A 23,286-nucleotide genomic window follows, 5' to 3' on the forward strand; every position below is an offset into this window, starting at 1 on the left:
GGATTTACATTCGGGGCTTTGCGCGTTCTCAACCAAGGACTTTTATGTCGCGTCGTATCTCCCCCGTCATACCCGGCTTCGGGCTGACGCTGGGCTACACCTTGGTGTACCTCAGCCTGATTGTGCTCATTCCACTGGCGGCGATGTTCGTACATGCCGCTCAACTCACCTGGGATCAGTTCTGGGCGATTATCTCGGCGCCACGGGTGCTGGCGGCGTTGAAACTGAGCTTCGGCACCGCGCTCTATGCCGCGATCATCAACGGCATCATCGGCACGCTGCTGGCCTGGGTGTTGGTGCGCTATACCTTCCCTGGACGCAAAGTCATCGATGCGATGATCGACTTACCCTTCGCATTGCCCACCGCCGTGGCCGGTATCGCGCTGACTGCGCTATACGCGCCCAATGGTTGGGTAGGTCAGTTTGCAGCGGACCTGGGTTTCAAGATCGCGTATACCCCCCTCGGCATCACCCTTGCCCTCACTTTTGTGACGCTTCCATTCGTAGTACGTACCGTACAGCCAGTATTGGCTGATATCCCGCGTGAAGTGGAAGAAGCGGCGGCGTGCCTGGGCGCAAAACCGCTACAGGTTTTCCGCCATATTCTGGTGCCCGCGCTGCTGCCAGCCTGGCTGACCGGCTTCGCGTTAGCCTTTGCCCGCGGGGTCGGCGAGTACGGTTCGGTGATTTTCATCGCCGGCAACATGCCGATGAAAACCGAGATCCTGCCGCTGCTGATCATGGTCAAGCTCGACCAGTACGATTACACCGGCGCCACGTCCATTGGTGTACTGATGCTGGTGGTTTCCTTCGTCCTGTTGCTGCTGATCAACTTGCTGCAGCGGCGCATCGAAACCCCATAAGGAGGCGCAGAAATGTCCCAATCGTCTATTGCTGCTGCTTCCTCGAACGCCGCCCGCCGTGGCAGTGCTTCATCGCGGCGAATCCTGATCGGCCTTGGCTGGCTGGTGTTCGCCCTGTTCCTGTTGCTGCCGCTGGTGATCGTGGTGTCTCAGGGCCTGAAACTCGGAATCGGTGCGTTCTTCACCGCGATCTTCGAACCCGACGCGTTGTCGGCCCTGAAGCTCACGGTGATCGCCGTGCTGATTTCAGTGCCGCTGAACCTGGTGTTCGGTGTCAGCGCTGCATGGTGCGTGAGCAAGTACTCGTTCCGCGGCAAAAGTATGCTGGTCACGCTGATCGACCTGCCGTTCTCGGTGTCGCCGGTCATCGCCGGTCTGGTCTACGTGCTGATGTTTGGCGCCCAGGGCCTGTTCGGGCCGTGGTTGCAGGATCACGACATCCAGATCGTCTTCGCCTTGCCGGGCATCGTGCTGGCGACGATCTTCGTCACCGTGCCGTTCGTGGCGCGTGAGTTGATCCCGCTGATGCAGGAACAAGGCACGCAGGAAGAAGAGGCCGCGCGCTTGCTCGGGGCCAATGGTTGGCAGATGTTCTGGCACGTCACCGTTCCCAATATCAAATGGGGCCTGATCTACGGCGTGGTGCTGTGTACCGCGCGGGCGATGGGTGAATTCGGTGCGGTGTCGGTGGTTTCCGGGCACATTCGCGGGGTGACCAACACCCTGCCGCTGCACGTCGAGATCCTCTACAACGAATACAACCACGTGGCCGCGTTCGCCGTGGCGAGCCTGTTGCTGATCATGGCGCTCTTCATCCTGCTGCTGAAGCAGTGGAGCGAAAACCGTATTAACCGCCCGCGCGCCAGCGCCGCGGAGGAATAATTCATGTCGATCGAAGTGCGTAACGTCAGCAAGAATTTCAACGCGTTCAAGGCGCTGGACAACATCAGCCTGGACATTCAAAGCGGCGAGCTCGTGGCCCTGCTCGGCCCGTCGGGTTGCGGTAAAACCACGCTGTTGCGGATCATCGCCGGTCTGGAAACGCCTGATAAGGGCAGCATCGTGTTCCACGGTGAGGACGTTTCCGGCCATGACGTGCGTGATCGCAACGTCGGCTTCGTGTTCCAGCACTACGCGCTGTTCCGCCACATGACGGTGTTCGACAACGTCGCGTTCGGCCTGCGCATGAAACCGAAAAACCAGCGCCCGAGCGAAAGCCAGATCGCGGTGAAAGTCCACGAACTGCTGAACATGGTGCAACTGGATTGGCTGTCGGATCGCTACCCGGAACAACTCTCCGGTGGGCAGCGTCAGCGCATCGCGTTGGCCCGTGCCCTGGCGGTTGAGCCGAAAGTGCTGCTGCTCGACGAACCGTTCGGTGCGCTCGACGCCAAGGTCCGTAAAGAGCTGCGTCGCTGGTTGGCGCGGCTGCACGAAGACATCAACCTGACCTCGGTGTTCGTGACCCACGACCAGGAAGAGGCCATGGAAGTCGCCGACCGTATCGTGGTGATGAACAAAGGCGTGATTGAACAGATCGGCTCACCGGGCGACGTCTACGAAAACCCGGCCAGCGATTTCGTTTATCACTTCCTCGGTGATTCGAACCGTCTGCATCTGGGTGAAGACAAACACGTGCTGTTCCGCCCGCACGAAGTGTCGTTGTCGCGGCATGAGCTGGAAGATCATCACGCGGCGGAAGTGCGGGATATCCGTCCGTTGGGCGCGACGACTCGGGTGACGTTGAAGGTCGAAGGCCAGAGCGAGTTGATCGAAGCTGAAGTGGTGAAGGATCACGACAGCCTGATCGGCCTGGCGAAGGGCGAGACATTGTTCTTCAAACCGAAGGTCTGGCAGAAACTCGCCAACATCTAAGGCAAAAGCATCGCGGGCAAGCCTCGCTCCTAAAGGGGATCTATGGCGTACATAGATTCCCTGTAGGAGCGAGGCTTGCCCGCGAAAGCGATCTACGCAGCAGCGCGCTTCGGATTAATCCGAACACCCCCTACCCGCGCCTCGATCTGCTCTTTCAAATCCCGCCGCATCCCCAGCAAAAACGCCAGTTCCACAACCACAAACAACGGCCCGACAATCAACCCCGTCACATCATCGACAAACGCCGGTTTGCGCCCTTCATAGTGATGACCGACAAACTGAATCGCCCAGCCCACCACAAACATCCCGATCCCACTCGCCAACCACACCAGCGTACTTTGCTGCGCCAACACCTGGCCCGCCCAAACGCACAGCCCCAGCAACACCGTCATCAACACCCCGAGCCGCACCTCCAGGCGCAGGTAAAACCACGCCGAGGCCAGCGCCACCAGCACCGCCGGCGAAACCCAGCCTCCAACCCATTGCGGCCGTGACAGCAACACCGCTACCGCCACCACAATCAGCGGAATCCCGATAAAGTGGCTGGCGATATTGCGTGGGTCACGGTGGTAAGCGGCGTATTGACTGAGATGGTCAACGAGGCTTTTCATTGTTATTCCTCCTGTAGGGTGATTGATCATGCCTCGGGTTCACCGTTCGTTCTGTCAGGCAGGCGACAATCTCCAGGAGTTTCCATGGACATGCAGGTTTGGCGTTCGCGCCTGGAGTCGGGGCAGTGGTTCAGTCATTTACCTGTTCCACTACAGGATAGTCTGCTGGCAGCGGCCCGGCTGCGACGGTTGTCGACGGGGCAATTGTTGTTCAAGCGCGGTGACCCTCCGTGCGGTTTGTATGCGGTGCTCGAAGGCTCGGTGCGCATCGGCGCGGTCAGCGAGCAGGGCAAGGAAGCGTTGCTGAGCCTCGTGGAGTCGCCCCATTGGTTCGGCGAAATCTGCCTGTTCGACGGCCAGCCACGCACCCACGATGCCTTCGGTGTGGGCCAGTGCACGCTGCTGCATATCCCACAGGCCGCGCTGCTGGCGTTGCTCGACGAACAACCGGTGTATTGGCGGCAGCTGGCATTGCTGATGAGCCACAAACTGCGCCTGACCTTTATCAACCTCGAACAGCTGAGCCTGATGCCCGCCCCGGCACGCTTGGCTCATCGCCTGCTGATGATCGCCGAGGGCTACGGCGAATACGATCCGCCGCGCCGGGTGCTGCAACTGCCTCAGGAGCAATTGGCATCGATGCTGTCGCTGTCGCGCCAGACCACCAACCAGATCCTCAAGGACTTGCAGGGGCAGGGGATTCTGAATTTGAAGTATGGCGAGATCGAGATTGTCGATGCCGAGCGGTTGCGGGTTCTGGCGACAATCTGACGTGCGAGCAGGCTCGCTCCACAATTGATCAGTGTGAAAAAATATTTGATGGGCAACTGCTGCGAAGGCGCCTAGCCTGTGACGACGACAATCGAGGTGTGCCATGCGTGTGCTGTTAGTAGAAGACGAACCAGAGATCGCCAAACGCCTGGCCAACGGCCTGAACGAGGCGAGTTATACGGTCGACGTGGCGCTGAACGGAATGGACGGGCGTCGCTTTATCGAGTCCGGCGAATACGAACTGATCATCCTCGACGTGATGCTGCCGGGGCTCAACGGCTGGCAGTTGCTTCAACAGATCCGCAAGCTCGGCGAAACGCCGGTGCTGTTGCTGACCACCAAGGATGGCATCGAAGATCGCCTGCGTGGGTTGGAGCTGCATGAGGATGATTACTTGCTCAAGCCGTTTGCTGTGAGTGAACTGGTGACGCGGGTGCGCAAGTTGTTGCGGCGGGATCAGGGGCGTTAGGTTCGCGGGCCTCAGGTTAAAAAATGAGCTGGACTTAAGCGTTAAACTGCACTAAATACAATGCATATCCACGGTTTGTGGAAAATTGCACGGTATACGATGCAGGATGAGCAATGGAAAACCTTGGAAAACTCATTCAGTCTTTACGCAAAGAGCGAAAACTTTCTCAGGATGCACTGGCAAAACAGTACGGCATGAGCCGTTCCACGATTTCAGGCATCGAGAACAATACAATCTCCGAAATCGGTCTACGCAAGGTTGAGGCGATCCTCAACGGCTTCGGATACGAGCTCACCGCCGTGCCCCGTCAGTCGAAGCGTCCAACGCTGGACGCTCTGAAAAAGGCTAACTTCCATGAGTGAGCCGCAGGGAAAGGACAGGCTGCACATCAGCGTGTCCGCAACGGCCGTCGGCACGCTCGGTCGTGGTCAGTCCCGCGGCGATTCAGTCTTTACCTACGCTGAAAACGCGCAGGAGGAAAACGCAGTCTCGCTGACCATGCCAACTCGTCTTGAGAGTTACATGTGGGAGCAAGGTATACCGCCCATTTTCGAAATGAACCTGCCAGAGGGTGCACTACGCGATGAGTTGGTTCGCCGTTTCAGCAAAGCGGTCCGCGGGTTTGATGATTTTGCCATGCTGGCGATCGTTGGCCCGTATCAGCTTGGACGAGTGGGTATTGCGAACGCTCCAAATGCGAGTGAACAGCCCCCGGAAACCAGCCTCGCGGATCTTCTGGTGCATGACGGCGCGCAGGGCTTGTTCGATGATCTGTTGCACACCTATGGCCAGTACTCGGGTGTTTCGGGTGTGCAGCCGAAAGTGCTGGTCCGGGACAGTGCGACAACGATCGACCGGCTGACCCATCGAGGCGCGACGCACCTGGTCAAATCCTTTCGTCCAGAGGAATACCCCGAACTCGCCGCCAACGAATATTTCTGCATGCGGGCTGCGCTGCATTGCGGACTTGAAGTGCCGACATTTGAACTCAGCGAGCACGGCAAATTTCTGGTCGTTGAACGTTTCGATCTCAATGACAAAGGTTATTTGGGATTCGAGGATTTTTGTGTCCTCAATGCCTGGCCGTCGAAGGCCAAATACGATGGCTCGTATGAAGGTGCGGCGAAGCAAATCAAAGAATTCGTCTCCCCGCCATTGCTCAACCAGGCGCTTGAATCTTTTTTCAAAATCGTCGCGCTCTCTTCTGGAGTGAAGAATGGCGACGCTCACCTCAAGAACTTCGGCGTGCTGTACGAGCATTGCGCCGCCGATGCGCAGATCAGCCTTGCTCCGGCCTACGACATCGTCACGACATCGGTCTACATCAAGTCCGACAGCATGGCGTTGCTGTTGGGCGGATCAAAGGCTTGGCCCAAGTACAAGATGCTGATGCGGTTTGGTCGTTCGGCCTGCAACCTGACGGAAGGGCGTTGTAATGAACTGCTGCAACAGGTTGCTCATGGGATGGATGTGGCGATGGGTGAGATGGCTCACTACACTCGGGCTAACAGCGGTTTTGCCGAGGTTGGCAACGCGATGATGGATCAATGGAAATCGGGTGCTGCGCGAAGTCTGGTCAAAAGCTGAGAGGTTCCGTCGAAGAGGCGGGTCAATCCAACCCGGCTCTCAGATCAGTCACCGCAACCCATCCCGAAACTGCCCCGGCGTCATCCCGGTCCAGCGCTTGAACGCGCGGCTGAAGCTGCTGGTATCGGCGAACCCCAGCAAATAACTGATTTCGCTCAACGAGCATTGCGGGTCGCGCAGGTGCAGCAGCGCAAGGTTTTCGCGGCTTTCATTGAGCAACGTGTCGAATCGACAGCCTTCGTCCGCCAGATGCCGTTGCAGGCTGCGCAAGCTCAGGTGCAGGGCCTTGGCGATGTGTTCGGCGCTGGGTTCGCCCTCGGGCAATTGTTCTTCGATGGCATCGCGGACCTTGCGTTCCCAGGTCAGCGGCTTGAGTTGCGCGAGGGTGCGCTTGAGCACCGCTTCGTTGTGTTCGGCCAGCTCCGGGTTGGCATCGTCCAGGTGACTGTCGAAGTCCACGAGGGCAAATTCCAGTCGGTCCTCGTCGGCGGCGAAGTGCACCGGCGAACGAAAGACTTTGTGCCATTGATGCGGGTCGGCCGGTTCCGGGCGGCGCAGGTACACGGCCAGCGGGGCATATTCGCGGCCCAGGCGATTGCGGCAGGTGCGCACGTAAATCGCGGTGAAGGCATCGATGGCTTCGAACGCGGGGGCCGGGTTGCCGGCAGGGATTTTCAGGCAGAAGCGGTAGCGATCTTCAGCGCGGGTCAGCTCCAGTTCCAGCGCATCGCTGACCACCTGGTGATAACGCACGATGCGCTCGAACACTTCGCGCAGGCTGCCGCTGGCCACCAGCGCATAACCGAGCGCATGGAACGTGGTGGGGCTGACAAAGCGTGATACGCGCAGGCCGATCGCCGGGTCGCCGCTGACCTGCACCGCGATTTCCCACAGGCGCGTGGTACCCGACAACGGGTAACGGGCGTTCGGGTCGTCCATTAATTGCGGGTCGAGCCCCGCCTGTTGGCACAGGGCGGTGCTGTCGAGGCCCAGCGCATCGAGTTGCTTGCGCAGGGCGCGGGTCCAGCTGGCGAGGGAGGTCGGTTCAGTCATGCTGATTGGCGCTTCCGGTCAACAGGTTGGCGTTCACGGCTACCACGTTGCGAGGGTTCACAAGGCAGGATGCGAACATCAATAACCAGAGGATGGAAGCATGGACGGTACTTCTGCAAGTCCCCAGCGACTGAATGCAGCCCAGCGATCAGCCCATATTCGCGAAGTGGTGCTGGCCAGAGGGGTCGAACTGCGCAAACGCTACCCGATTCTCAACCATCAGGACGCTTTGGGCGCGGGCATTCTGGCCTTTGCACTGGCTGGAATGATCGGTTCCGCGGCGCTCTACCTGACCGGGCACATGGCCTGGTGGGTGTGCCTGCTGCTCAATGCGTTCTTCGCCTCGTTGACCCACGAGCTGGAGCACGACCTGATTCATAGCATGTACTTCCGCAAGCAACGTGTGCCGCACAACCTGATGATGGGCCTGGTGTGGCTGGCGCGACCGAGCACGATCAACCCATGGATTCGCCGGCATCTGCACCTCAATCACCACAAGGTGTCCGGTACGGAAGCCGACATGGAAGAGCGCGCGATCACCAACGGCGAACCTTGGGGATTCGCGCGGTTGTTGATGGTCGGCGACAACGTGATGTCGGCGTTCATTCGCATGCTGCGAGCCAGGACCTGGGCGCATAAATTCAGCATCATCAAACGCACGCTGAAGGTCTACGCGCCGCTGGCGTTGGTGCATTGGGGCGCCTGGTACGTGTTCCTCGGTTTTCATGGGGCGAATGGCATTGCCTATCTGCTGGGTACGCCGATCGAATGGTCGGCGACCACGTTGTCGGTGATGCAGGTGATCGATATCGCGGCGGTGGTAATCATCGGCCCGAACGTGTTGCGCACGTTTTGCCTGCACTTTGTCAGTTCGAACATGCATTACTACGGTGATGTGGAGCCGGGTAACGTGATTCAGCAAACCCAGGTGCTGAACCCTTGGTGGATGTGGCCGATGCAGGCGTTCTGCTTCAACTTCGGCAGCAGCCACGGGATTCATCACTTTGTGGTGAAGGAACCGTTTTACATCCGCCACATGACCGTGCCGGTGGCGCATGAGGTGATGCGCGAGATGGGTGTGCGGTTCAATGATTTCGGGACGTTTGGGCGGGCGAACCGGTTTGTGCGCAAGGAAACAGCAGAGGCGCAGGGGGTGCGTGCCGCTCAGGCTTGATCGAAGTTCTCGGAAACTCAAAACGGCAAAGGCGCCCGTCATCAATCTGACCCAAAGGGGCGGTACGTTATGACCCAAGCAGGATGGCTTGGTAGTTGTTGTATCGCTGATCTATATATGCATTTTGGATCTATTAAAGTAATTAAATATTCCTTTATCGGATAAGCGTTTCAGTCAATCATCGCATCCAGTGATGTTGATTAGCGCTAGCAGATTTTGAGTTTCCGGGGCCGTCTCCTTGGCAGGGTGCGGTCCCTTTTTTTGTCTATTCAAAACGGCTCCATATTCCTTATAGGTCTTAATAAATAGCTTCTTATTCCTTAGCGAATATAACTCTCCTCCCTATACTCGATCAGGAACAGACACGCAGCAGGAGAGTTCCCCCATGCGCAACGAATCAATTCGCTACCTGATTGTGCCGGGCTGGCAAGGATCGCCGGAAGATCATTGGCAGAGCCACTGGCAGAACAGTCTGCCGAATAGCGCGCGGGTGGAGCAGGCCGACTGGCTGACGCCGCGTCGTGAAGACTGGGTCGCGGCGCTGGCCGAAGCGATTGCTGCCGACAGCACGCCGGTGATCTTGATTGCGCACAGTCTGGGTTGCATTACGGTCGCCCATTGGGCGGCCACTGCGCCGCTGCATTTCTTGCGTCAGGTGCGTGGCGCCTTGCTGGTCGCACCGGCGGACGTTGAACGTCCGGCATGCGCTCCAGCCTTGCGCAACTTCGCACCGATTCCCACAACCCTTTTGCCCTTCCCGAGCCAGGTCGTCAGCTCCGACAACGACAGCGCCGTGAGTGCGCCGCGAGCCCTTGAACTGGCCCGCAACTGGGGCGCCGAGGCGGGGATTCTGGCGGGTGCCGGACACATCAACGTGAAGTCTGGTCACCAGCGCTGGGAGCAGGGCTTTGCCTATCTCTATCGCCTGCAAAACCGAATGGAACACCACGCCCTGCGACGCGCTTGAACCTTTTTATTTTTTAGAACGCCTACCCGTCTCCCGGCGGTTTTGGGCGGGAGTCTGCCATGAGTTTTGAAGCCTTCGGCCAGCCACTGCTGACCTTTCCCGACGCAGAAAAAAGCCCCCTGAGCATTCGCGCCAAGGCGCTGGTGTTTGTCGATCCACGGTCCCGGCAGTTGCGCCAGGAGCTTGAACAACTGGCGCCGCGCTCGATCTCGGTGCTGATCCGTGGTGAAACCGGCAGCGGCAAGGAATTGCTCGCGCGGCACATCCATCGTGCGAGTGATCGCGGCGGGTTGTTCGTCTCGGTCAATTGCGGCGCCATCAGCCCGACCTATGCCGACGCCGAACTGTTCGGCTATGCCGCCGGCAGTTACAGCGGATCGGCCAGTAGCCGCGCGGGGTGGTTCGGTTCGGCCAACGGCGGCACGCTCTATCTGGATGAGATCGGCGACTTGCCGCTGCCGATCCAGATCAAATTGCTCGCCGCCCTGGAAAACCACGAAGTCACCCGCGTTGGCGCTCAGCAACCGAGCCCGGTGGACGTGCGCCTGGTGGCGGCCACCAGTATCGATCTGGCCCAGGCGGTGGCGGCCGGGAAATTCAATGAGCGGCTTTATCACTACCTCAGCGAAGGCCAGCTCGAACTGCCGGCATTGCGTGAGCGGGTCGGCGACATCCTTTCGTTGTCCGAATATTTCCTCGGCATCTACAGTCAGCGCCTCGACCTGCCGGTGCCGCTGATCAGCGAGGCTGCACAGCTTGTACTGGAGCGACACAGTTGGCCGGGCAATACCCGGGAGCTGGAGAACGTCATTCACTTTGCGCTGCTGGTCAGCACCGGCGACGAGATTTTGCCGGAGCATTTGAATCTGCCTGAAGTGCCTGTGTCGTTGGTGCAGATTGAGCGGCAATTCAAGCAGATTGTTGGAAGTGGTTCCGCCGCCGAGAAAGAAGCGTTGCAACAACTGCTCAAGCAGACCGGGCTTTTGTAGGAGCGAAGCTTGCTCGCGAAGCAGACGACCCGGTGTGTCAGGGATGACGCCTTCGCGGGCAAGTCGGATCGCCGCACCGCTCGCTCCTACAGGTAACCAGCGGGCTAGAGCTGTATGAACAAAATGGAATATGAAAGTGAATAAAAGATATTGTTCGGGAATAAAAAATCCCGGTATTGTCCGCTTCACGCCAGCGATAGCACTTCACTGGCACACGTACTAATAGCCGTCGTCGATGACGACCGTGATTTTCGATAAGGACACTGCATGAAAAAGGTTCTGTTGTTCACCGCACTGGCGGCTGCCCTGACCGCGGGCCTGGCCCAGGCTGGCGAGAAACTGGTGGTTGCGGCAACCCCGATTCCACACGCCGAGATTCTTGAACTGATCAAGCCAACCCTCGCCAAAGAAGGCGTGGACCTGGAAATCAAAGTGTTCACCGACTACGTTCAGCCGAACGTACAGGTCGCTGAAAAACGTCTGGATGCCAACTACTTCCAGACCAAGCCTTATCTGGATAGCTTCAACAAAGGCAAAGGCACCAACCTGGAAACCGTCATCGGTGTTCACGTTGAACCGTTCGGCGGCTACTCAAGCAAATACAAATCCCTGGCCGAGCTGCCAAACGGCGCGACCATCGCTCTGCCAAACGAAGGCAGCAACAGTGGCCGTGCCCTGCTCCTGCTGCAGAAGGCTGGCCTGATCGAATTGAAAGACCCGAAAAACGCCCTGTCCACTCCGAAAGACATCGCCAAGAACCCGCACAACTTCAAGTTCAAGGAACTGGAGTCGGCCATGTTGCCGCGCGTTCTGAAGGAAGTGGATCTGGATTTGATCAACACCAACTACGCGCTGGAAGCAGGCCTGAACCCGGCTAAAGACGCACTGGTGATCGAAGGTGCCGATTCGCCTTACGTGAACTTCCTGGTGGCTCGTCCGGACAACAAGGACAGCGTCGCCATCCAGAAACTGGCCAAAGCCTTGACCAGCCCGGAAGTGAAAGCATTCATCGCCAAGAAGTACAGCGGTGCGGTACTGCCGGCGTTCTGATTCGCGAGGTAAACCCCTTCAAGGTTTCGAACGCCGACGGCTAGCAATAGCGTCGGCGTTTTTTTGCGTGCGAGAAACCTGTGGCGAGGGAGCTTTTGTGGCGAGGGGGCAAGCCCCCTCGCCACAGGGGAATCTGCTCGCCTCACGAGCGTTAGGCCACTCTGGCCTCCAGCGCCCGGCGCAATGCCACCAATAACTTCACGATTTCCTGCGGATCCAACCGCTGTGGCACTTTCAAGTCAGCCATTTTTCTCTTCCTTGTGAGGGTTCGGCCAGGGAGTCTGGCCAAAAGCTGTGCGTCCTTGGAGGGGCTTTCTGAAAAAAAGATCCCTCCTACAGCTGCAAGGAAAATAGTCGTGTTCCTTCGCCACGGCAAATCCGCAGGATAGTTTTTTGCGTGATATCAATATGCTTTAAAGGTATTTAAATTCTTTTTTTTATACCTTTAAAGTCGGTTCCTGCCGGACAGTTATCCACTGCCCATTGACTGCACCACCGTCGCTTACCCCGCGACGTCCAGGATGTTCAATGAACTTCGATTACGCATTTATCCTCAGCACCCTGCCGGCGTTTCTCAAAGCCGTGGGCGTGACGCTGCAGGTCGGCTTTATCGCCATCGGCACATCGTTGCTGGTGGCCTTGATCAACGCAACGATTCTGGTGTTTCGCACGCCCTACCTGCAGCGGCTGGTCGGGCTCTACGTCGAGTTGGCGCGCAACACGCCGCTACTGATCCAGCTGTTCTTCGTTTACTTCGCCTTGCCGGCACTGGGCATCAAGGTCTCGGGGTTTGCTGCGGCGATCATCACCATGACCTTTCTCGGCGGCGCTTACCTGACCGAAGTACTGCGCGCCGGGGTCGATGCAGTGCCGCTGGCTCAACTCGAATCCGGCCGCTCCATCGGCTTGTCCCACGGGCAATTGTTGCGCTACGTAATCCTGCCGCAAGCCGGGATTCTCAGCCTGCCGTCGCTGTTCGCCAATTTCATCTTCCTGCTCAAGGAAACCACCGTGGTCTCGGCGGTGGCGGTGCCGGAGATTCTCTACACCACCAAGAGCTACATCGCGCTTTACTACAAAACCTACGAAATGCTCGCCGTGCTGACGCTGATTTGCGTGCTGCTGTTCTTGCCACTGTCGCTGCTGCTCAGCCGCCTGGAAAGGAGGCTCCAGCATGGCCAGTTCGGGTCTTGAGTTGCTTTGGGTGTCCTTGCCGCAACTGGGCAAAGGTGCGGCGCAAACCTTGTCGATCTCTTTTCTGAGCATCGCCATCAGCACCGTTGGCGGCGTGCTCTACGGTGTATTGCGCACGCTGAACGTCAAATGGCTGAACGCGATCCTGCGGGTCTACCTGGAACTGTTCCGGGCTATCCCGGTGCTGGTGTGGCTGTACCTGCTGTTTTTTGGCCTGCCGATCTTTTTCGGCCTGAGCATTCCAAGCTTCTGGTGCGCGGTGCTGGTGCTGTCGCTGTGGGGCGCCAGTGAAGTTGGCGAAGTGGTGCGTGGCGCGTTGCATTCGTTGCCACGCGGGCAGCGTGAAGCGGGGTTGTCGATAGGCCTGGACGGCCCGCAACTCTACGGCTACGTGCTCCTGCCCCAGGCGCTGAAACGCATGACGCCGCCGACCATCAACGTCTACACGCGCATCATCAAGACCAGCTCCCTCGCAGTGCTGATCGGTGTGGTGGACGTGATCAAGGTCGGCCAGCAAATCATCGAACGCACTTACGAATCCGTGCTGATCTACGGCGCGTTGTTCCTGTTTTTCTTTTTCATCTGCTACCCGCTGTCGGCCGCCTCGCGTGTGCTGGAGCGGCGCTGGACGCAAGCATGAGCGCATTGATCGAGTTCAAGGGTTTCAACAAGTTTTTCGGCGACCAGCAAGTGCTGGACGGTATCGACCTGCACGTGACGTCAGGCGAAGTGATCGTCATCCTCGGCCCCAGCGGTTGCGGCAAAAGCACCTTGCTGCGCTGCCTCAACGGCCTGGAAGTCGCCCACAGCGGCAGCCTGAACTTTGCCGGTCGCGAGTTACTGGACAAGGGCACCGACTGGCGCGAAGTGCGGCAGCAGATTGGCATGGTGTTCCAGAGTTATCACTTGTTCCCGCACATGAGCGTGCTCGACAACCTGCTGCTCGGCCCGATCAAAGTACAGAAACGCGACCGCCGCGAAGCCCGCGATCAGGCCGAAGCCTTGCTGGCGCGCGTGGGCCTGCTGGACAAGCGCGATGCTTTCCCGCGTCAGCTCTCCGGTGGCCAGCAGCAACGCATCGCCATCGTCCGTTCGCTGTGCATGAACCCCAAGGTCATGCTCTTCGACGAAGTCACCGCCGCCCTCGACCCGGAAATGGTCAAGGAAGTGCTGGAAGTCATTCAAGGCCTGGCCCGCGAGGGCATGACCCTGCTGATCGTTACCCACGAAATGGCCTTCGCCCGCGCCGTGGCAGACCGAATTGTGTTCATGGATGCCGGGCGAATCCTCGAACAAAACCCACCCGAGATTTTCTTTACGAACCCGCAAACCGCACGAGCGCAGCAGTTCCTGGAGAAGTTCTCCTATGTCGCCGCTTTACCCAAAACGACTCAAACAAAGGAACTGGAACCGCTATGAAAACTGCCAAGACTTCACTGCTGCTACTCCCGCTGCTCGGCCTCGCTTTGCTGGCCGGCTGCAACAAAACCGAAGAACCCGCCAAGCCTGCGGCCACCGCCAGTTATCTGGAAAAAATCAAGGCTCGGGACAAGCTGATCGTCGGCGTCTTCACCGACAAACCGCCGTTTGGTTTCGTCAATGAAGCCGGGCGTTATGTGGGTTTCGATACCGACATCGGCCGTCAATTCGCCAAGGACCTGTTGGGCGACGAGAACAAAGTCGAGTTCGTCGCGGTGGAACCTGCCAGCCGGATTCCCTTCCTGCAAAGCGACAAGGTCGACCTGATCCTGGCCAACATGACCGTCACCCCGGAACGCAAGGAAGCGGTGGAATTCACCAACCCGAACCTCAAGGTCGCGGTGCAGGCGCTGGTTCCGCAAGCCAGCACGGTGAAGAACCTCGATGACCTGGCGACTCGCACCACCATCGTCACCACCGGCACCACGGCCGATATCTGGCTGACCAAGAATCACCCGGACTGGAAACTGCTGAAATTCGAGAAAAACTCCGAGTCACTGCAAGCGCTGGCCAATGGGCGCGGCGATGCGTATGCGCAGGACAATCTGGTGCTGTTCAGTTGGGCCAAGCAGAACCCTGGCTATCGCGTGCTGAGCCAGACGTTGGGTGCCGAAGCACCGATTGCACCGGCGGTGAAAAAGGGCAACATCGAGCTGCGTGATTGGGTGAATGCCGAGTTGGCGAAGCTGGGCGAGGAGAAGTATTTGCTCAAGCTGTATGACCAATATGTGCGTAAAGAGCTGAGCGATGACACCAAGCCTGAGAGCGTGATTGTCGAGGGTGGGAAGTGGCAGGGCTGAGTCACTGACCTTTGCAGTGAGCTTGCGGCCGTCATCGCGAGCAGGCTCGCTCCCACATTGGACCGTGTCCGCCGGGACAACTCGGTCAACTGTAGGAGCGAGCCTGCTCGCGAAAGCGGTTTATCAGGCGCTGATTCAGTCCGGCCAATGCCAAGCTGGCTCATCCAGCATCCGCTGACCCACGATCCCTGTCTGGCCCAATGTTTTCTCCAGCACAATGCAATTGCACTCCAGGTCCTCCTGCAACGCCGAGATCAACCGCCGCGCATGGGATACCACCCACACCTGACACTGCTCCGACGCCCGGATAATCAACCGGGCCAACGCCGGCAACAGGTCCGGGTGCAAACTGGTTTCCGGCTCGTTCAGCACCATCAGCGTCGGCGGCCGAGGCGTCAGCAGCGCCGCCACCAGCAGCAAATAGCGCAAGGTCCCGTCCGACAACTCGGCCGCGGACAACGGTCGCAGTAACCCTTCCTGGAAAAACTCAATCGCAAACCGCCCACCCTGCAACGGCGCGATGTTCAATCGTGCGCCGGGGAACGCGTCGCTGATCGCGGACTGCAACGCCTCGGGATCGCCGATTTCACGAATCGTCTGCAACGCAGCGGCAAGGTCACGACCGTCGTGGTGCAACACCGGCGTGCGGGTGCCCAATTGTGGTTGGCGCACCGGCGCATCGGCATCGCTGCGAAAGTGATCGTAGAAGCGCCAGCGGCGGATGAATTCTCGCAGTTGCATGACTTCCGGGGAGGTACGGAAGCTGCCGACCTGATCGAACAGGCTGTCGAAATTCGGCGTGTGGTGGGCCAGCACGTCCCAGCCACGACCGGCCCGGTTGCGGATCATCGGGCCGTCGCGATCCACCAGCAGACTGGCCGGGCGGTAAAGCGGGCCGTTCCAGATGCATTCCTTCTTGATTTCCGGGTCCAGGGAAAACGCGGATTCGCTCGGCTCCGGCAACCCCAGGGCGATCGAATAGCTGAAATCCTCACCGGCAAACCCCAGGCGCAGGCGTTTGGCGCCGTGGCGCACGGTTGCCTCGATCGGGACTTCACCATTACTCATGCGCCGGGTGATGTTTTCCGGCCCGGCCCAGAACGTCGAATGCAGCCCGCCCTCGCGGGCCAGGGCATTGACGACGCCGCCCTGAGCGGTTTCCGCCAGCAGGCGCAACGCGCGGTACAGGTTGGACTTGCCGCTGCCGTTGGGGCCGGTGATCAGGTTCAACCGACCCAGCGGAATCACCAACTTGTTGATCGAGCGGTAATTGGCCACCGCGAGGGTTTTGAGCATGGGGAGCTTCCTGCTGCGTAGTCGGCCAGTTTGCCTTATTGTCGGGACATCGTGATCTTGTAGCAGCTGGCGAAGCCTGCGTTCGGCTGCGTAGCAGTCGTAAAACCGGGTTGCACGGTGCACCTGATGTACCGCAAGCGCTGATTTTACGACTGCTGCGCAGCCGAACGCAGGCTTCGCCAGCTGCTACAAGGATTGTGGTGTGATCGCTATATTTGTCGACGCCGGATGCACCCGTGGAACCCTGTTCTAAGCTCACAGTCGTATCGCCATTGGCACGTCCGTACAACGCAAAGGAGTCTGCATGGCTGGTCCCGGATTGAAAACAGTGGTTGGTCTGAGCCTCCTTGCGCTGCTGACCGCGTGTGGCGATAAAAAACCGGTAGAGAAGGACCGTCCACGGGTCTTCGTCCAGGAGGTCAAACCCTTGGATTACGCTGCGTCGGTGACGCTAACCGGCGATGTTCAGGCCAGGGTCCAGACCGAATTGTCGTTCCGCGTGGGCGGCAAGATCATTCAGCGCATGGTCGATGTCGGTGACCGGGTGTCGGCCAGACAAGTGCTGGCCAAGCTCGATCCCAAGGACCTGCAGACCAACGTCGATTCGGCCAAGGCCCAAGTCACCGCCGAACAGGCCCGGGTCAAACAGACCGCCGCCGCGTTCGTCCGCCAGCAAAAACTCCTGCCCAAGGGCTACACCAGCCAAAGCGAATACGATTCCGCGCAAGCCGCCTTGCGCAGCAGTCAGAGCGCGTTGACCGCTGCCCAGGCGCAACTCGCCAACGCCCGTGAACAGCTCGGCTACACCGCGCTGATTGCCGAGGCGCCAGGCGTGATTACGGCGCGTCAGGCCGAGGTCGGCCAAGTGGTGCAGGCGACGGTGCCGATTTTCAGCCTGGCGCGCGATGGTGAGCGTGACGCGGTGTTCAACGTCTACGAATCGCTGCTGGCCGAGGCGCCGGAGGATAAAACCATCGTGGTCAGCCTGCTCGACAACCCGGCGATCAAAACCACCGGCACCGTTCGGGAGATCACACCGGCGGTGTCCGCACAGACCGGCACCGTGCAAGTCAAAGTCACCCTCGACGGCCTGCCCGAGGGCATGCAACTGGGCTCGGTGGTGAGCGCCACGGCCAAGACACCAGGCAAGTCCGCCGTGGAATTGCCGTGGTCGGCCCTGACCAAAAACCTCAGCGATCCGGCGGTATGGCTGGTGGACGGTGAAGGCAAGGCGCAACTGCACACCGTAACGGTCGGTCGTTACCTGACCGGCAAAGTGATCATCAGCGCCGGCCTGAAGAGCGGCGAAAAAGTCGTCATCGCGGGCGGTCAGTTGCTGCACCCCGGCGTGAAAGTTGAAATCGCCGAAAACACCTACAAGGATCTCGCTGTGGAAGCCCAGCCATGAAGCGTCTGTTACTGGTGTGCACGGCGGTCATGCTGGCGGCCTGCTCGAAAGAAGAACCGCCGCCGGAGCCGATACGCCCGGTGCTGTCGGTCAAGGTCCAGCCGCTGGACGAGGAAAATCTCGGCCGCTTCGCCGGCAGCATCCAGGCCCGCTATGAAAGCAATGTCGGGTTCCGCGTGCCAGGGCGCATCGCCAGCCGTAACGTCGATGTCGGTGCCGAAGTCGAAAAGGGCGCGCTGCTCGCCACGCTGGACCCGACCGATCAGCAAAACCAGCTGCGTTCCGCCCAGGGGAACCTGGCCAGCATTCAGGCGCAATTCATCAATGCCCAGGCCAGTGCCCGGCGGCAGCAGGAATTGTTCGATCGCGGCGTCGGCGCCCAGGCGCAACTCGATGCCGCCCAGACCGACCTCAAGACCACCCAGGCCTCCCTGGATCAAGCGAAAGCGGCGGTCGATCAGGCCAAGGATCAGCTCAACTACGTCGAATTGCGCTCGGATCACAAAGCCGTGGTCACCGCGTGGAATGCCGAAGCCGGGCAAGTCGTCACCGCCGGCCAACAAGTGGTGACCCTGGCGCAGCCGGACATCAAGGAAGCCGTGATCGACCTGCCGGACACCTTGGTCGACCAGCTCCCGGCCGACGTCGTGTTTCAAGTCGCGGCGCAACTGGACCCGAGCATCAACACCACCGCCATCGTTCGTGAAATCGAGCCCCAGGCCCAGAGTGCGACCCGTACCCGTCGAGCCCGCCTGACCCTGACAGACACACCGCCCGGTTTTCGCTTGGGCACCGCGATCAGCGTCACCCTCAGTTCAGCGATCAAACCGCGTATCGAATTGCCGCTGAGCGCGCTGCAGGAAGTCGATGGCAAATCGCGCATCTGGGTCATCGATACGCAGACCCAGACCGTTTCCCCACGGGACGTCAGCCTGGTCAGCCGCACGGATTCAACGATGATCCTGGCCAGTGGCGTGAAGTCCGGTGAACGGGTGGTCAGCGCGGGTGTGAACAGCCTGAAACCCGGGCAGAAAGTGAAAATCGACGAGGACAGCCCCCAATGAAAGGGAGTTTCAACTTATCCGAATGGGCCCTCAAGCATCAGTCGTTTGTCTGGTATTTGATGTTCGTCGCGCTGCTGATGGGCGTGTTCTCGTACATGAACCTGGGCCGCGAGGAAGACCCGTCGTTCACCATCAAGACCATGGTCATCCAGACCCGCTGGCCGGGCGCGACCCAGGAAGAAACCCTCAAGCAGGTCACTGACCGCATCGAGAAAAAACTCGAAGAGCTCGACTCCCTCGACTACGTGAAAAGCTACACACGGCCCGGCGAATCGACGGTGTTCGTCAACCTGCGCGACACCACCAGTGCCAAGGACATCCCGGAAATCTGGTACCAGGTGCGCAAGAAGATCAACGACATTCGTGGCGACTTCCCCCAGGGCCTGCAAGGGCCGGGGTTCAACGACGAATTCGGTGATGTGTACGGTTCGGTCTACGCCTTTACCGCCGACGGCTTGTCGATGCGCCAGTTGCGCGATTACGTGGAACAGGTTCGCGCTGAAATTCGTGAAGTGCCGGGGCTTGGCAAGGTCGAGATGGTCGGTGAGCAGGATGAAGTCCTGTACCTGAACTTCTCCACCCGCAAACTGGCGGCGCTGGGCATCGATCAGCGCCAGGTGGTGCAAAGCCTGCAAACCCAGAACGCGGTGACCCCGGCCGGTGTGATCGAGGCCGGGCCGGAGCGCATCTCGGTGCGCACCTCGGGGCAGTTCGCTTCCGAGAAAGACCTGGCCAACGTCAACCTGCGGCTCAATGACCGCTTCTACCGCCTGGCCGACATCGCCGACATCAGCCGTGGCTACGTTGACCCGGCGACCCCGGAGTTTCGCTTCAACGGCCACCCGGGCATCGGCCTCGCCATTGCCATGAAGAAGGGCGGCAACATTCAGGAATTCGGCAAGGCGTTGCACCAGCGCATGACCGAGCTGACCGCGGACTTGCCGGTGGGCGTCGGTGTGTACACGGTGTCCGACCAGGCCGAAGTGGTGGAAAAAGCCGTCGGCGGCTTCACCAGTGCCTTGTTCGAAGCGGTGGTCATCGTGCTGATCGTCAGCTTCGTCAGCCTCGGTGTGCGCGCCGGGCTGGTGGTGGCGTGCTCGATCCCGCTGGTGCTGGCCATGGTGTTCATCTTCATGGAATACAGCGGCATCACCATGCAGCGGATTTCCCTCGGTGCGCTGATCATCGCCCTCGGCCTGCTGGTGGACGACGCAATGATCACGGTCGAGATGATGGTCACGCGCCTGGAAATGGGCGAGACCAAGGAGCAGGCGGCGACATACGCCTACACCTCCACGGCGTTCCCGATGCTCACCGGTACATTGGTGACGGTCGCCGGTTTCGTGCCCATCGGCTTGAACGCCAGCTCGGCGGGCGAGTACACCTTCACCCTGTTTGCCGTTATCGCGGTGGCGATGCTGGTGTCGTGGGTTGTCGCCGTATTGTTCGCTCCGGTGATCGGCGTGCACATTCTCAGCACCAACGTGAAACCCCATGCCGCCGAGCCGGGTCGCATTGGCCGCGCATTCAATTACGGGATGTTTTGGGCCATGCGTAATCGCTGGTGGGCGATCGGTATCACCATTGCGCTGTTCGTGGCCTCGGTGTTTTCCATGCAGTTCGTGCAGAACCAGTTCTTCCCGTCGTCGGACCGCCCGGAAATTCTCGTCGACCTGAACCTGCCGCAAAACGCCTCGATCGCCGAAACGCGCAAGGCGGTGGACAAGCTCGAAGCGACGCTCAAGGATGATCCGGACATCGTGCGCTGGAGCACTTACATCGGCGAGGGGGCGATCCGTTTCTACCTGCCCCTCGACCAACAATTGCAAAACCCGTACTACGCGCAATTGGTGATCGTCAGCAAAGGCCTGGAATCGCGTAACGCACTCAGCCAGCGCTTGCGCGAGCGGCTGCGCAAAGATTTCGTCGGCATCGGCAGCTACGTCCAGGCGCTGGAAATGGGCCCTCCGGTGGGTCGCCCGATTCAGTACCGGGTGAGCGGCAAGGACATCGATCAGGTGCGCAAGCACGCCATCGCCCTGGCCACCGAGCTGGACAAGAACTCGCACATCGGCGAGATCATTTACGACTGGAACGAACCCGGCAAAGTCCTGCGCATCGAGATCGCTCAGGACAAGGCGCGGCAATTGGGGCTGTCGTCGGAAGACGTGGCCAACCTGATGAACAGCATTGTGGTCGGCTCGCAAGTCACGCAGGTGGATGACGATATCTACCTGATTAACGTCGTGGGGCGCGCGGTGGACGCGGAACGCGGCACGCCGGAAACCCTGCAGAACTTGCAGATCGTGACCCCGAGCGGCACGTCGATTCCGCTGCTGGCCTTCGCCACGGTGCGCTATGAACTTGAGCAGCCGCTGGTCTGGCGTCGCGACCGCAAGCCGACCATCACCATCAAGGCGGCGGTGCGCGACGAGATTCAGCCGACCGACCTGGTGAAACAGCTCAAGCCTGATATCGACAAATTCGCCGCCAGTTTGCCGGTGGGTTACTCGGTCGCCACGGGCGGCACGGTGGAGGAAAGCGGCAAGGCCCAGGGGCCGATTGCCAAGGTGGTGCCGTTGATGTTGTTCCTGATGGCGACCTTCCTCATGATCCAGCTGCACAGCGTGCAGAAGCTGTTCCTGGTGGCCAGCGTCGCGCCGCTCGGCTTGATCGGCGTGGTGCTGGCGCTGATCCCGACGGGCACGCCAATGGGCTTTGTGGCGATCCTGGGGATTCTGGCGCTGATCGGCATCATCATCCGCAACTCGGTGATTCTGGTGACCCAGATCGATGCCTTGGAGAACGAGGGCGTTTCACCTTGGGATGCCGTGGCGCAGGCCACGGAGCATCGACGCCGACCGATTCTGCTGACCGCTGCGGCGGCCAGCCTGGGGATGATCCCGATTGCCCGGGAAGTGTTCTGGGGGCCGATGGCCTACGCGATGATTGGCGGGATCATTATTGCGACGTTGCTGACGTTGCTGTTTTTGCCGGCGCTTTACGTTGCCTGGTACAAAATCCGCGAGCCGAAAAAAGAGGTGCAGTAAGGCGAGCGCTGCGCGCTCATCGCGAGCAGGCTCGCTCCCACAGGGGGACCGCGTCCGTCTGGACAACTCGGTCAACTGTAGGAGCGAGCCTGCTCGCGATGGCGTCCTGTCAGGCTACACCGGCTTACGCCAAACACTCGCCAACCAAGGCTGCTGCTCCCGCGGCAGCCCCGCCGGCCGGTAGTAATGCTCCAACTCCACAAACCCCGCCTCAGTCAGCAATTGCTGCCAAGTCTCAAGATCGTGATACGCCCCATACCGCGGCCCGTTCCAGCCTTCCTGATTCTCGCCACGCGGATTGGAACTGAACAACACACCACCCGGCTTCAACGCCCCGCGCAATTCCTTCAACACCCGGGGCAATTCCTGGCGCGGGATATGAAACAACACCGCGTTGGCAAAAATCCCGTCAAAGCGTTCGGCCGGCAGATCCAGCTTCAGAAAGTCCTGCTGCCACACCTCGCATCCACTGTCCTCACGCGCCATTTGCGCAAACTTCTCTGAACCGTCGAGCCCGACAGCCGTGTGGCCCATGCGCGTGAACGTCTGCAAATCCCGACCCGGCCCACAGCCGAAATCGAGAACATCGAACGGCGCCTCGCCCTGAATATGCCGCAGCAGGGCGTCGATGTTCTGGCTGACGTCATGATCGCGAGTCCCTTCGCGAAAACCTTCGGCCACCGAGTTGTAATGGCTCAGGGTGGTGGCGGTGATCTTCTGGAGGTCGTCAGGGGTTTGTTTCATGGTCGGCTGCGCAGGCAATGGGGATTTGGCGAATATACGCCATGAGGCCGGTGGCTGCTGTGCAGCCAATCGCGGGCAAGCCCGCTCCCACAGTTGATCGCGCACACCTGTGGGAGCGGGCTTGCCCGCGATAGCGATGTAACTACCGACCGACGTCTCAGCCTTGCTTCATCCCCAAACAATCAATGGAGCGATCAACCATGGCTTTGGCAATCTCCAGCAAATGCCAAACGGAAAACACCATGGCTCGGTCCGCGCCTTTCAGGTGTTCACCACATTGATACGCCGAAACAGAAGCACAACGAAGCAGGTCAGCGAGGTAGAGCTGCGCATCTTCGAAACTGACATCTTCGCTGACGTTGTAGAACCGCAATTCATCCGGTGGAGAGGGCTGGTTGCCGGTGAGGTAGAAATCGATGGCGCGGTAAAGCGCGGAGCGATCTCTGAGTGGATCGGAGGGTTTGCTTTCGGTGGTTGTCTCGGGCGGTGGATCGGGGACAGATCTTTTCATTGGTAAAACTCCGGTGATTAGTTGGAGCCAACCGATCTCGCGACTAAACGAATTAGGGGTGGCGGCTGCACGCAGGTTAGTCGACCGGACACCGGGAACCGGCGCACCCGAAGGTGCCCTACGCACAGCCACCATTAAATTTCAGGCAAAGGAAATGCCTGAGAATGGGGGGCGCTATGCGTCCGGTCCGGGCGACTAAACCCGATCACTGATGAGCAGTGACGGACGGAGACTAGCCACGAGAATCCACCGGCGCAAGCGAGCGGAATGATCTAGGAAATGTCCTGCAAATGAAAGGGAACAGGGCTGTAGGCACACTGATTTTCCTGTG

The 23,286-nt window shown here is 59.6% G+C and carries 23 protein-coding genes; 18 read left to right on the forward strand and 5 right to left on the reverse strand.

Annotation, left to right across the window (positions count from 1 at the left end; all coding sequences use genetic code 11):
• Positions 1-44: 44 nt before the first annotated feature.
• Genes cysT through ACA075_RS00890 form a run of 3 tightly spaced genes read left to right on the forward strand, consistent with a single transcriptional unit; the run spans position 45 to position 2,738 of the window.
• Complete coding sequence (cysT, locus tag ACA075_RS00880; RefSeq protein ID WP_007899634.1) at positions 45-863, forward strand: sulfate ABC transporter permease subunit CysT; 819 nt, start codon at positions 45-47, stop codon at positions 861-863.
• Between the two features lie 12 nt (positions 864-875).
• The gene (cysW, locus tag ACA075_RS00885; protein WP_497296909.1) at positions 876-1,745 is read left to right on the forward strand and encodes a sulfate ABC transporter permease subunit CysW; all 870 of its coding nucleotides are present in this window, start codon (positions 876-878) and stop codon (positions 1,743-1,745) included.
• A 3-nt stretch (positions 1,746-1,748) separates the two neighbouring features.
• Positions 1,749-2,738, forward strand: coding sequence for a sulfate/molybdate ABC transporter ATP-binding protein (locus ACA075_RS00890; RefSeq protein ID WP_497296910.1), 990 nt, complete (start codon positions 1,749-1,751; stop codon positions 2,736-2,738).
• 92 nt (positions 2,739-2,830) lie between these two features.
• Here the strand turns inward: ACA075_RS00890 and ACA075_RS00895 are convergent, their stop codons facing one another.
• A complete protein-coding gene (locus ACA075_RS00895) occupies positions 2,831-3,349 on the reverse strand; it encodes an Mpo1 family 2-hydroxy fatty acid dioxygenase (RefSeq protein WP_497296911.1) in 519 nt (172 codons plus the stop codon).
• An 84-nt stretch (positions 3,350-3,433) separates the two neighbouring features.
• On the opposite strand from ACA075_RS00895, the gene ACA075_RS00900 reads away from it, so the two are divergent.
• The 4 genes from ACA075_RS00900 to ACA075_RS00915 all read left to right on the forward strand — a co-directional run bounded on the left by ACA075_RS00900 (position 3,434) and on the right by ACA075_RS00915 (position 6,176).
• Positions 3,434-4,120 (forward strand): Crp/Fnr family transcriptional regulator, encoded by a 687-nt coding sequence (locus ACA075_RS00900; protein WP_497296913.1) that lies wholly within the window; start codon positions 3,434-3,436, stop codon positions 4,118-4,120.
• A gap of 103 nt (positions 4,121-4,223) precedes the next feature.
• Complete coding sequence (locus ACA075_RS00905; RefSeq protein ID WP_497296914.1) at positions 4,224-4,589, forward strand: response regulator; 366 nt, start codon at positions 4,224-4,226, stop codon at positions 4,587-4,589.
• Between the two features lie 113 nt (positions 4,590-4,702).
• Positions 4,703-4,951 (forward strand): helix-turn-helix domain-containing protein, encoded by a 249-nt coding sequence (locus tag ACA075_RS00910; protein ID WP_497296915.1) that lies wholly within the window; start codon positions 4,703-4,705, stop codon positions 4,949-4,951.
• Positions 4,944-6,176 (forward strand): type II toxin-antitoxin system HipA family toxin, encoded by a 1,233-nt coding sequence (locus ACA075_RS00915; RefSeq protein ID WP_497296916.1) that lies wholly within the window; start codon positions 4,944-4,946, stop codon positions 6,174-6,176. Before ACA075_RS00910 ends, ACA075_RS00915 begins: the two co-directional genes overlap by 8 nt.
• Positions 6,177-6,224: 48 nt before the next feature.
• Here ACA075_RS00915 and ACA075_RS00920 read toward each other — a convergent pair whose 3' ends face one another.
• On the reverse strand, positions 6,225-7,229 hold the full coding sequence (locus ACA075_RS00920) for an AraC family transcriptional regulator (RefSeq protein ID WP_497296917.1): 1,005 nt from the start codon (positions 7,227-7,229) through the stop codon (positions 6,225-6,227).
• Between the two features lie 100 nt (positions 7,230-7,329).
• On the opposite strand from ACA075_RS00920, the gene ACA075_RS00925 reads away from it, so the two are divergent.
• The 8 genes from ACA075_RS00925 (at position 7,330) to ACA075_RS00960 (ending at position 14,882) form a co-directional block, all read left to right on the forward strand.
• A complete protein-coding gene (locus ACA075_RS00925; RefSeq protein ID WP_497296918.1) occupies positions 7,330-8,403 on the forward strand; it encodes a fatty acid desaturase in 1,074 nt (357 codons plus the stop codon).
• A 385-nt stretch (positions 8,404-8,788) separates the two neighbouring features.
• Complete coding sequence (locus tag ACA075_RS00930; RefSeq protein WP_219093173.1) at positions 8,789-9,370, forward strand: alpha/beta hydrolase; 582 nt, start codon at positions 8,789-8,791, stop codon at positions 9,368-9,370.
• A gap of 59 nt (positions 9,371-9,429) precedes the next feature.
• The gene (locus tag ACA075_RS00935; protein WP_497296919.1) at positions 9,430-10,359 is read left to right on the forward strand and encodes a sigma 54-interacting transcriptional regulator; all 930 of its coding nucleotides are present in this window, start codon (positions 9,430-9,432) and stop codon (positions 10,357-10,359) included.
• Positions 10,360-10,626: 267 nt separating this feature from the next.
• Positions 10,627-11,409, forward strand: a complete 783-nt coding sequence (locus ACA075_RS00940) for a MetQ/NlpA family ABC transporter substrate-binding protein (RefSeq protein WP_219093176.1) — start codon at positions 10,627-10,629, stop codon at positions 11,407-11,409.
• Between the two features lie 528 nt (positions 11,410-11,937).
• On the forward strand, positions 11,938-12,603 hold the full coding sequence (locus ACA075_RS00945) for an amino acid ABC transporter permease (RefSeq protein WP_489265058.1): 666 nt from the start codon (positions 11,938-11,940) through the stop codon (positions 12,601-12,603).
• Positions 12,584-13,243, forward strand: coding sequence for an amino acid ABC transporter permease (locus ACA075_RS00950; RefSeq protein ID WP_403107649.1), 660 nt, complete (start codon positions 12,584-12,586; stop codon positions 13,241-13,243). Before ACA075_RS00945 ends, ACA075_RS00950 begins: the two co-directional genes overlap by 20 nt.
• The gene (locus tag ACA075_RS00955) at positions 13,240-14,022 is read left to right on the forward strand and encodes an amino acid ABC transporter ATP-binding protein (protein WP_497296920.1); all 783 of its coding nucleotides are present in this window, start codon (positions 13,240-13,242) and stop codon (positions 14,020-14,022) included. Before ACA075_RS00950 ends, ACA075_RS00955 begins: the two co-directional genes overlap by 4 nt.
• The gene (locus tag ACA075_RS00960; RefSeq protein ID WP_497296921.1) at positions 14,019-14,882 is read left to right on the forward strand and encodes a transporter substrate-binding domain-containing protein; all 864 of its coding nucleotides are present in this window, start codon (positions 14,019-14,021) and stop codon (positions 14,880-14,882) included. The genes ACA075_RS00955 and ACA075_RS00960 overlap by 4 nt, the downstream gene beginning before the upstream one ends.
• Before the next feature lie 135 nt (positions 14,883-15,017).
• Here the strand turns inward: ACA075_RS00960 and ACA075_RS00965 are convergent, their stop codons facing one another.
• A complete protein-coding gene (locus ACA075_RS00965; RefSeq protein WP_497296922.1) occupies positions 15,018-16,178 on the reverse strand; it encodes an AAA family ATPase in 1,161 nt (386 codons plus the stop codon).
• A gap of 304 nt (positions 16,179-16,482) precedes the next feature.
• Between ACA075_RS00965 and ACA075_RS00970 the strand changes: the two genes are divergently transcribed.
• The 3 genes from ACA075_RS00970 to ACA075_RS00980 are packed head-to-tail and all read left to right on the forward strand — an operon-like array spanning position 16,483 to position 21,700.
• Positions 16,483-17,586 (forward strand): efflux RND transporter periplasmic adaptor subunit, encoded by a 1,104-nt coding sequence (locus ACA075_RS00970; RefSeq protein ID WP_497296923.1) that lies wholly within the window; start codon positions 16,483-16,485, stop codon positions 17,584-17,586.
• Complete coding sequence (locus ACA075_RS00975; protein WP_497296924.1) at positions 17,583-18,650, forward strand: efflux RND transporter periplasmic adaptor subunit; 1,068 nt, start codon at positions 17,583-17,585, stop codon at positions 18,648-18,650. The genes ACA075_RS00970 and ACA075_RS00975 overlap by 4 nt, the downstream gene beginning before the upstream one ends.
• Complete coding sequence (locus ACA075_RS00980; RefSeq protein WP_497296925.1) at positions 18,647-21,700, forward strand: efflux RND transporter permease subunit; 3,054 nt, start codon at positions 18,647-18,649, stop codon at positions 21,698-21,700. Before ACA075_RS00975 ends, ACA075_RS00980 begins: the two co-directional genes overlap by 4 nt.
• A gap of 114 nt (positions 21,701-21,814) precedes the next feature.
• On the opposite strand, the gene ACA075_RS00985 is transcribed toward ACA075_RS00980, so the two are convergent.
• Complete coding sequence (locus ACA075_RS00985; protein ID WP_497296926.1) at positions 21,815-22,444, reverse strand: class I SAM-dependent methyltransferase; 630 nt, start codon at positions 22,442-22,444, stop codon at positions 21,815-21,817.
• Positions 22,445-22,601: 157 nt separating this feature from the next.
• The gene (locus ACA075_RS00990; protein ID WP_497296927.1) at positions 22,602-22,955 is read right to left on the reverse strand and encodes a DUF6124 family protein; all 354 of its coding nucleotides are present in this window, start codon (positions 22,953-22,955) and stop codon (positions 22,602-22,604) included.
• Between the last annotated feature and the right edge of the window lie 331 nt (positions 22,956-23,286).

Source organism: Pseudomonas sp. LBUM1663 (assembly GCF_059695905.1).

Bases quoted from the DNA above. Each gene is read 5' to 3' on its own strand.
- ACA075_RS00925 (WP_497296918.1), top strand. From the start codon at position 7,330: ATGGACGGTACTTCTGCAAGTCCCCAGCGACTGAATGCAGCCCAGCGA.
- ACA075_RS00930 (WP_219093173.1), top strand. From the start codon at position 8,789: ATGCGCAACGAATCAATTCGCTACCTGATTGTGCCGGGCTGGCAAGGA.
- ACA075_RS00960 (WP_497296921.1), top strand. From the start codon at position 14,019: ATGAAAACTGCCAAGACTTCACTGCTGCTACTCCCGCTGCTCGGCCTC.
- cysW (WP_497296909.1), top strand. From the start codon at position 876: ATGTCCCAATCGTCTATTGCTGCTGCTTCCTCGAACGCCGCCCGCCGT.
- ACA075_RS00990 (WP_497296927.1), bottom strand. From the start codon at position 22,955: ATGAAAAGATCTGTCCCCGATCCACCGCCCGAGACAACCACCGAAAGC.
- ACA075_RS00890 (WP_497296910.1), top strand. From the start codon at position 1,749: ATGTCGATCGAAGTGCGTAACGTCAGCAAGAATTTCAACGCGTTCAAG.
- ACA075_RS00910 (WP_497296915.1), top strand. From the start codon at position 4,703: ATGGAAAACCTTGGAAAACTCATTCAGTCTTTACGCAAAGAGCGAAAA.
- ACA075_RS00900 (WP_497296913.1), top strand. From the start codon at position 3,434: ATGGACATGCAGGTTTGGCGTTCGCGCCTGGAGTCGGGGCAGTGGTTC.
- ACA075_RS00935 (WP_497296919.1), top strand. From the start codon at position 9,430: ATGAGTTTTGAAGCCTTCGGCCAGCCACTGCTGACCTTTCCCGACGCA.
- ACA075_RS00975 (WP_497296924.1), top strand. From the start codon at position 17,583: ATGAAGCGTCTGTTACTGGTGTGCACGGCGGTCATGCTGGCGGCCTGC.
- ACA075_RS00965 (WP_497296922.1), bottom strand. From the start codon at position 16,178: ATGCTCAAAACCCTCGCGGTGGCCAATTACCGCTCGATCAACAAGTTG.
- ACA075_RS00905 (WP_497296914.1), top strand. From the start codon at position 4,224: ATGCGTGTGCTGTTAGTAGAAGACGAACCAGAGATCGCCAAACGCCTG.
- ACA075_RS00915 (WP_497296916.1), top strand. From the start codon at position 4,944: ATGAGTGAGCCGCAGGGAAAGGACAGGCTGCACATCAGCGTGTCCGCA.
- ACA075_RS00945 (WP_489265058.1), top strand. From the start codon at position 11,938: ATGAACTTCGATTACGCATTTATCCTCAGCACCCTGCCGGCGTTTCTC.
- ACA075_RS00940 (WP_219093176.1), top strand. From the start codon at position 10,627: ATGAAAAAGGTTCTGTTGTTCACCGCACTGGCGGCTGCCCTGACCGCG.
- ACA075_RS00920 (WP_497296917.1), bottom strand. From the start codon at position 7,229: ATGACTGAACCGACCTCCCTCGCCAGCTGGACCCGCGCCCTGCGCAAG.
- ACA075_RS00970 (WP_497296923.1), top strand. From the start codon at position 16,483: ATGGCTGGTCCCGGATTGAAAACAGTGGTTGGTCTGAGCCTCCTTGCG.
- ACA075_RS00950 (WP_403107649.1), top strand. From the start codon at position 12,584: ATGGCCAGTTCGGGTCTTGAGTTGCTTTGGGTGTCCTTGCCGCAACTG.
- ACA075_RS00955 (WP_497296920.1), top strand. From the start codon at position 13,240: ATGAGCGCATTGATCGAGTTCAAGGGTTTCAACAAGTTTTTCGGCGAC.
- ACA075_RS00895 (WP_497296911.1), bottom strand. From the start codon at position 3,349: ATGAAAAGCCTCGTTGACCATCTCAGTCAATACGCCGCTTACCACCGT.
- ACA075_RS00980 (WP_497296925.1), top strand. From the start codon at position 18,647: ATGAAAGGGAGTTTCAACTTATCCGAATGGGCCCTCAAGCATCAGTCG.
- cysT (WP_007899634.1), top strand. From the start codon at position 45: ATGTCGCGTCGTATCTCCCCCGTCATACCCGGCTTCGGGCTGACGCTG.
- ACA075_RS00985 (WP_497296926.1), bottom strand. From the start codon at position 22,444: ATGAAACAAACCCCTGACGACCTCCAGAAGATCACCGCCACCACCCTG.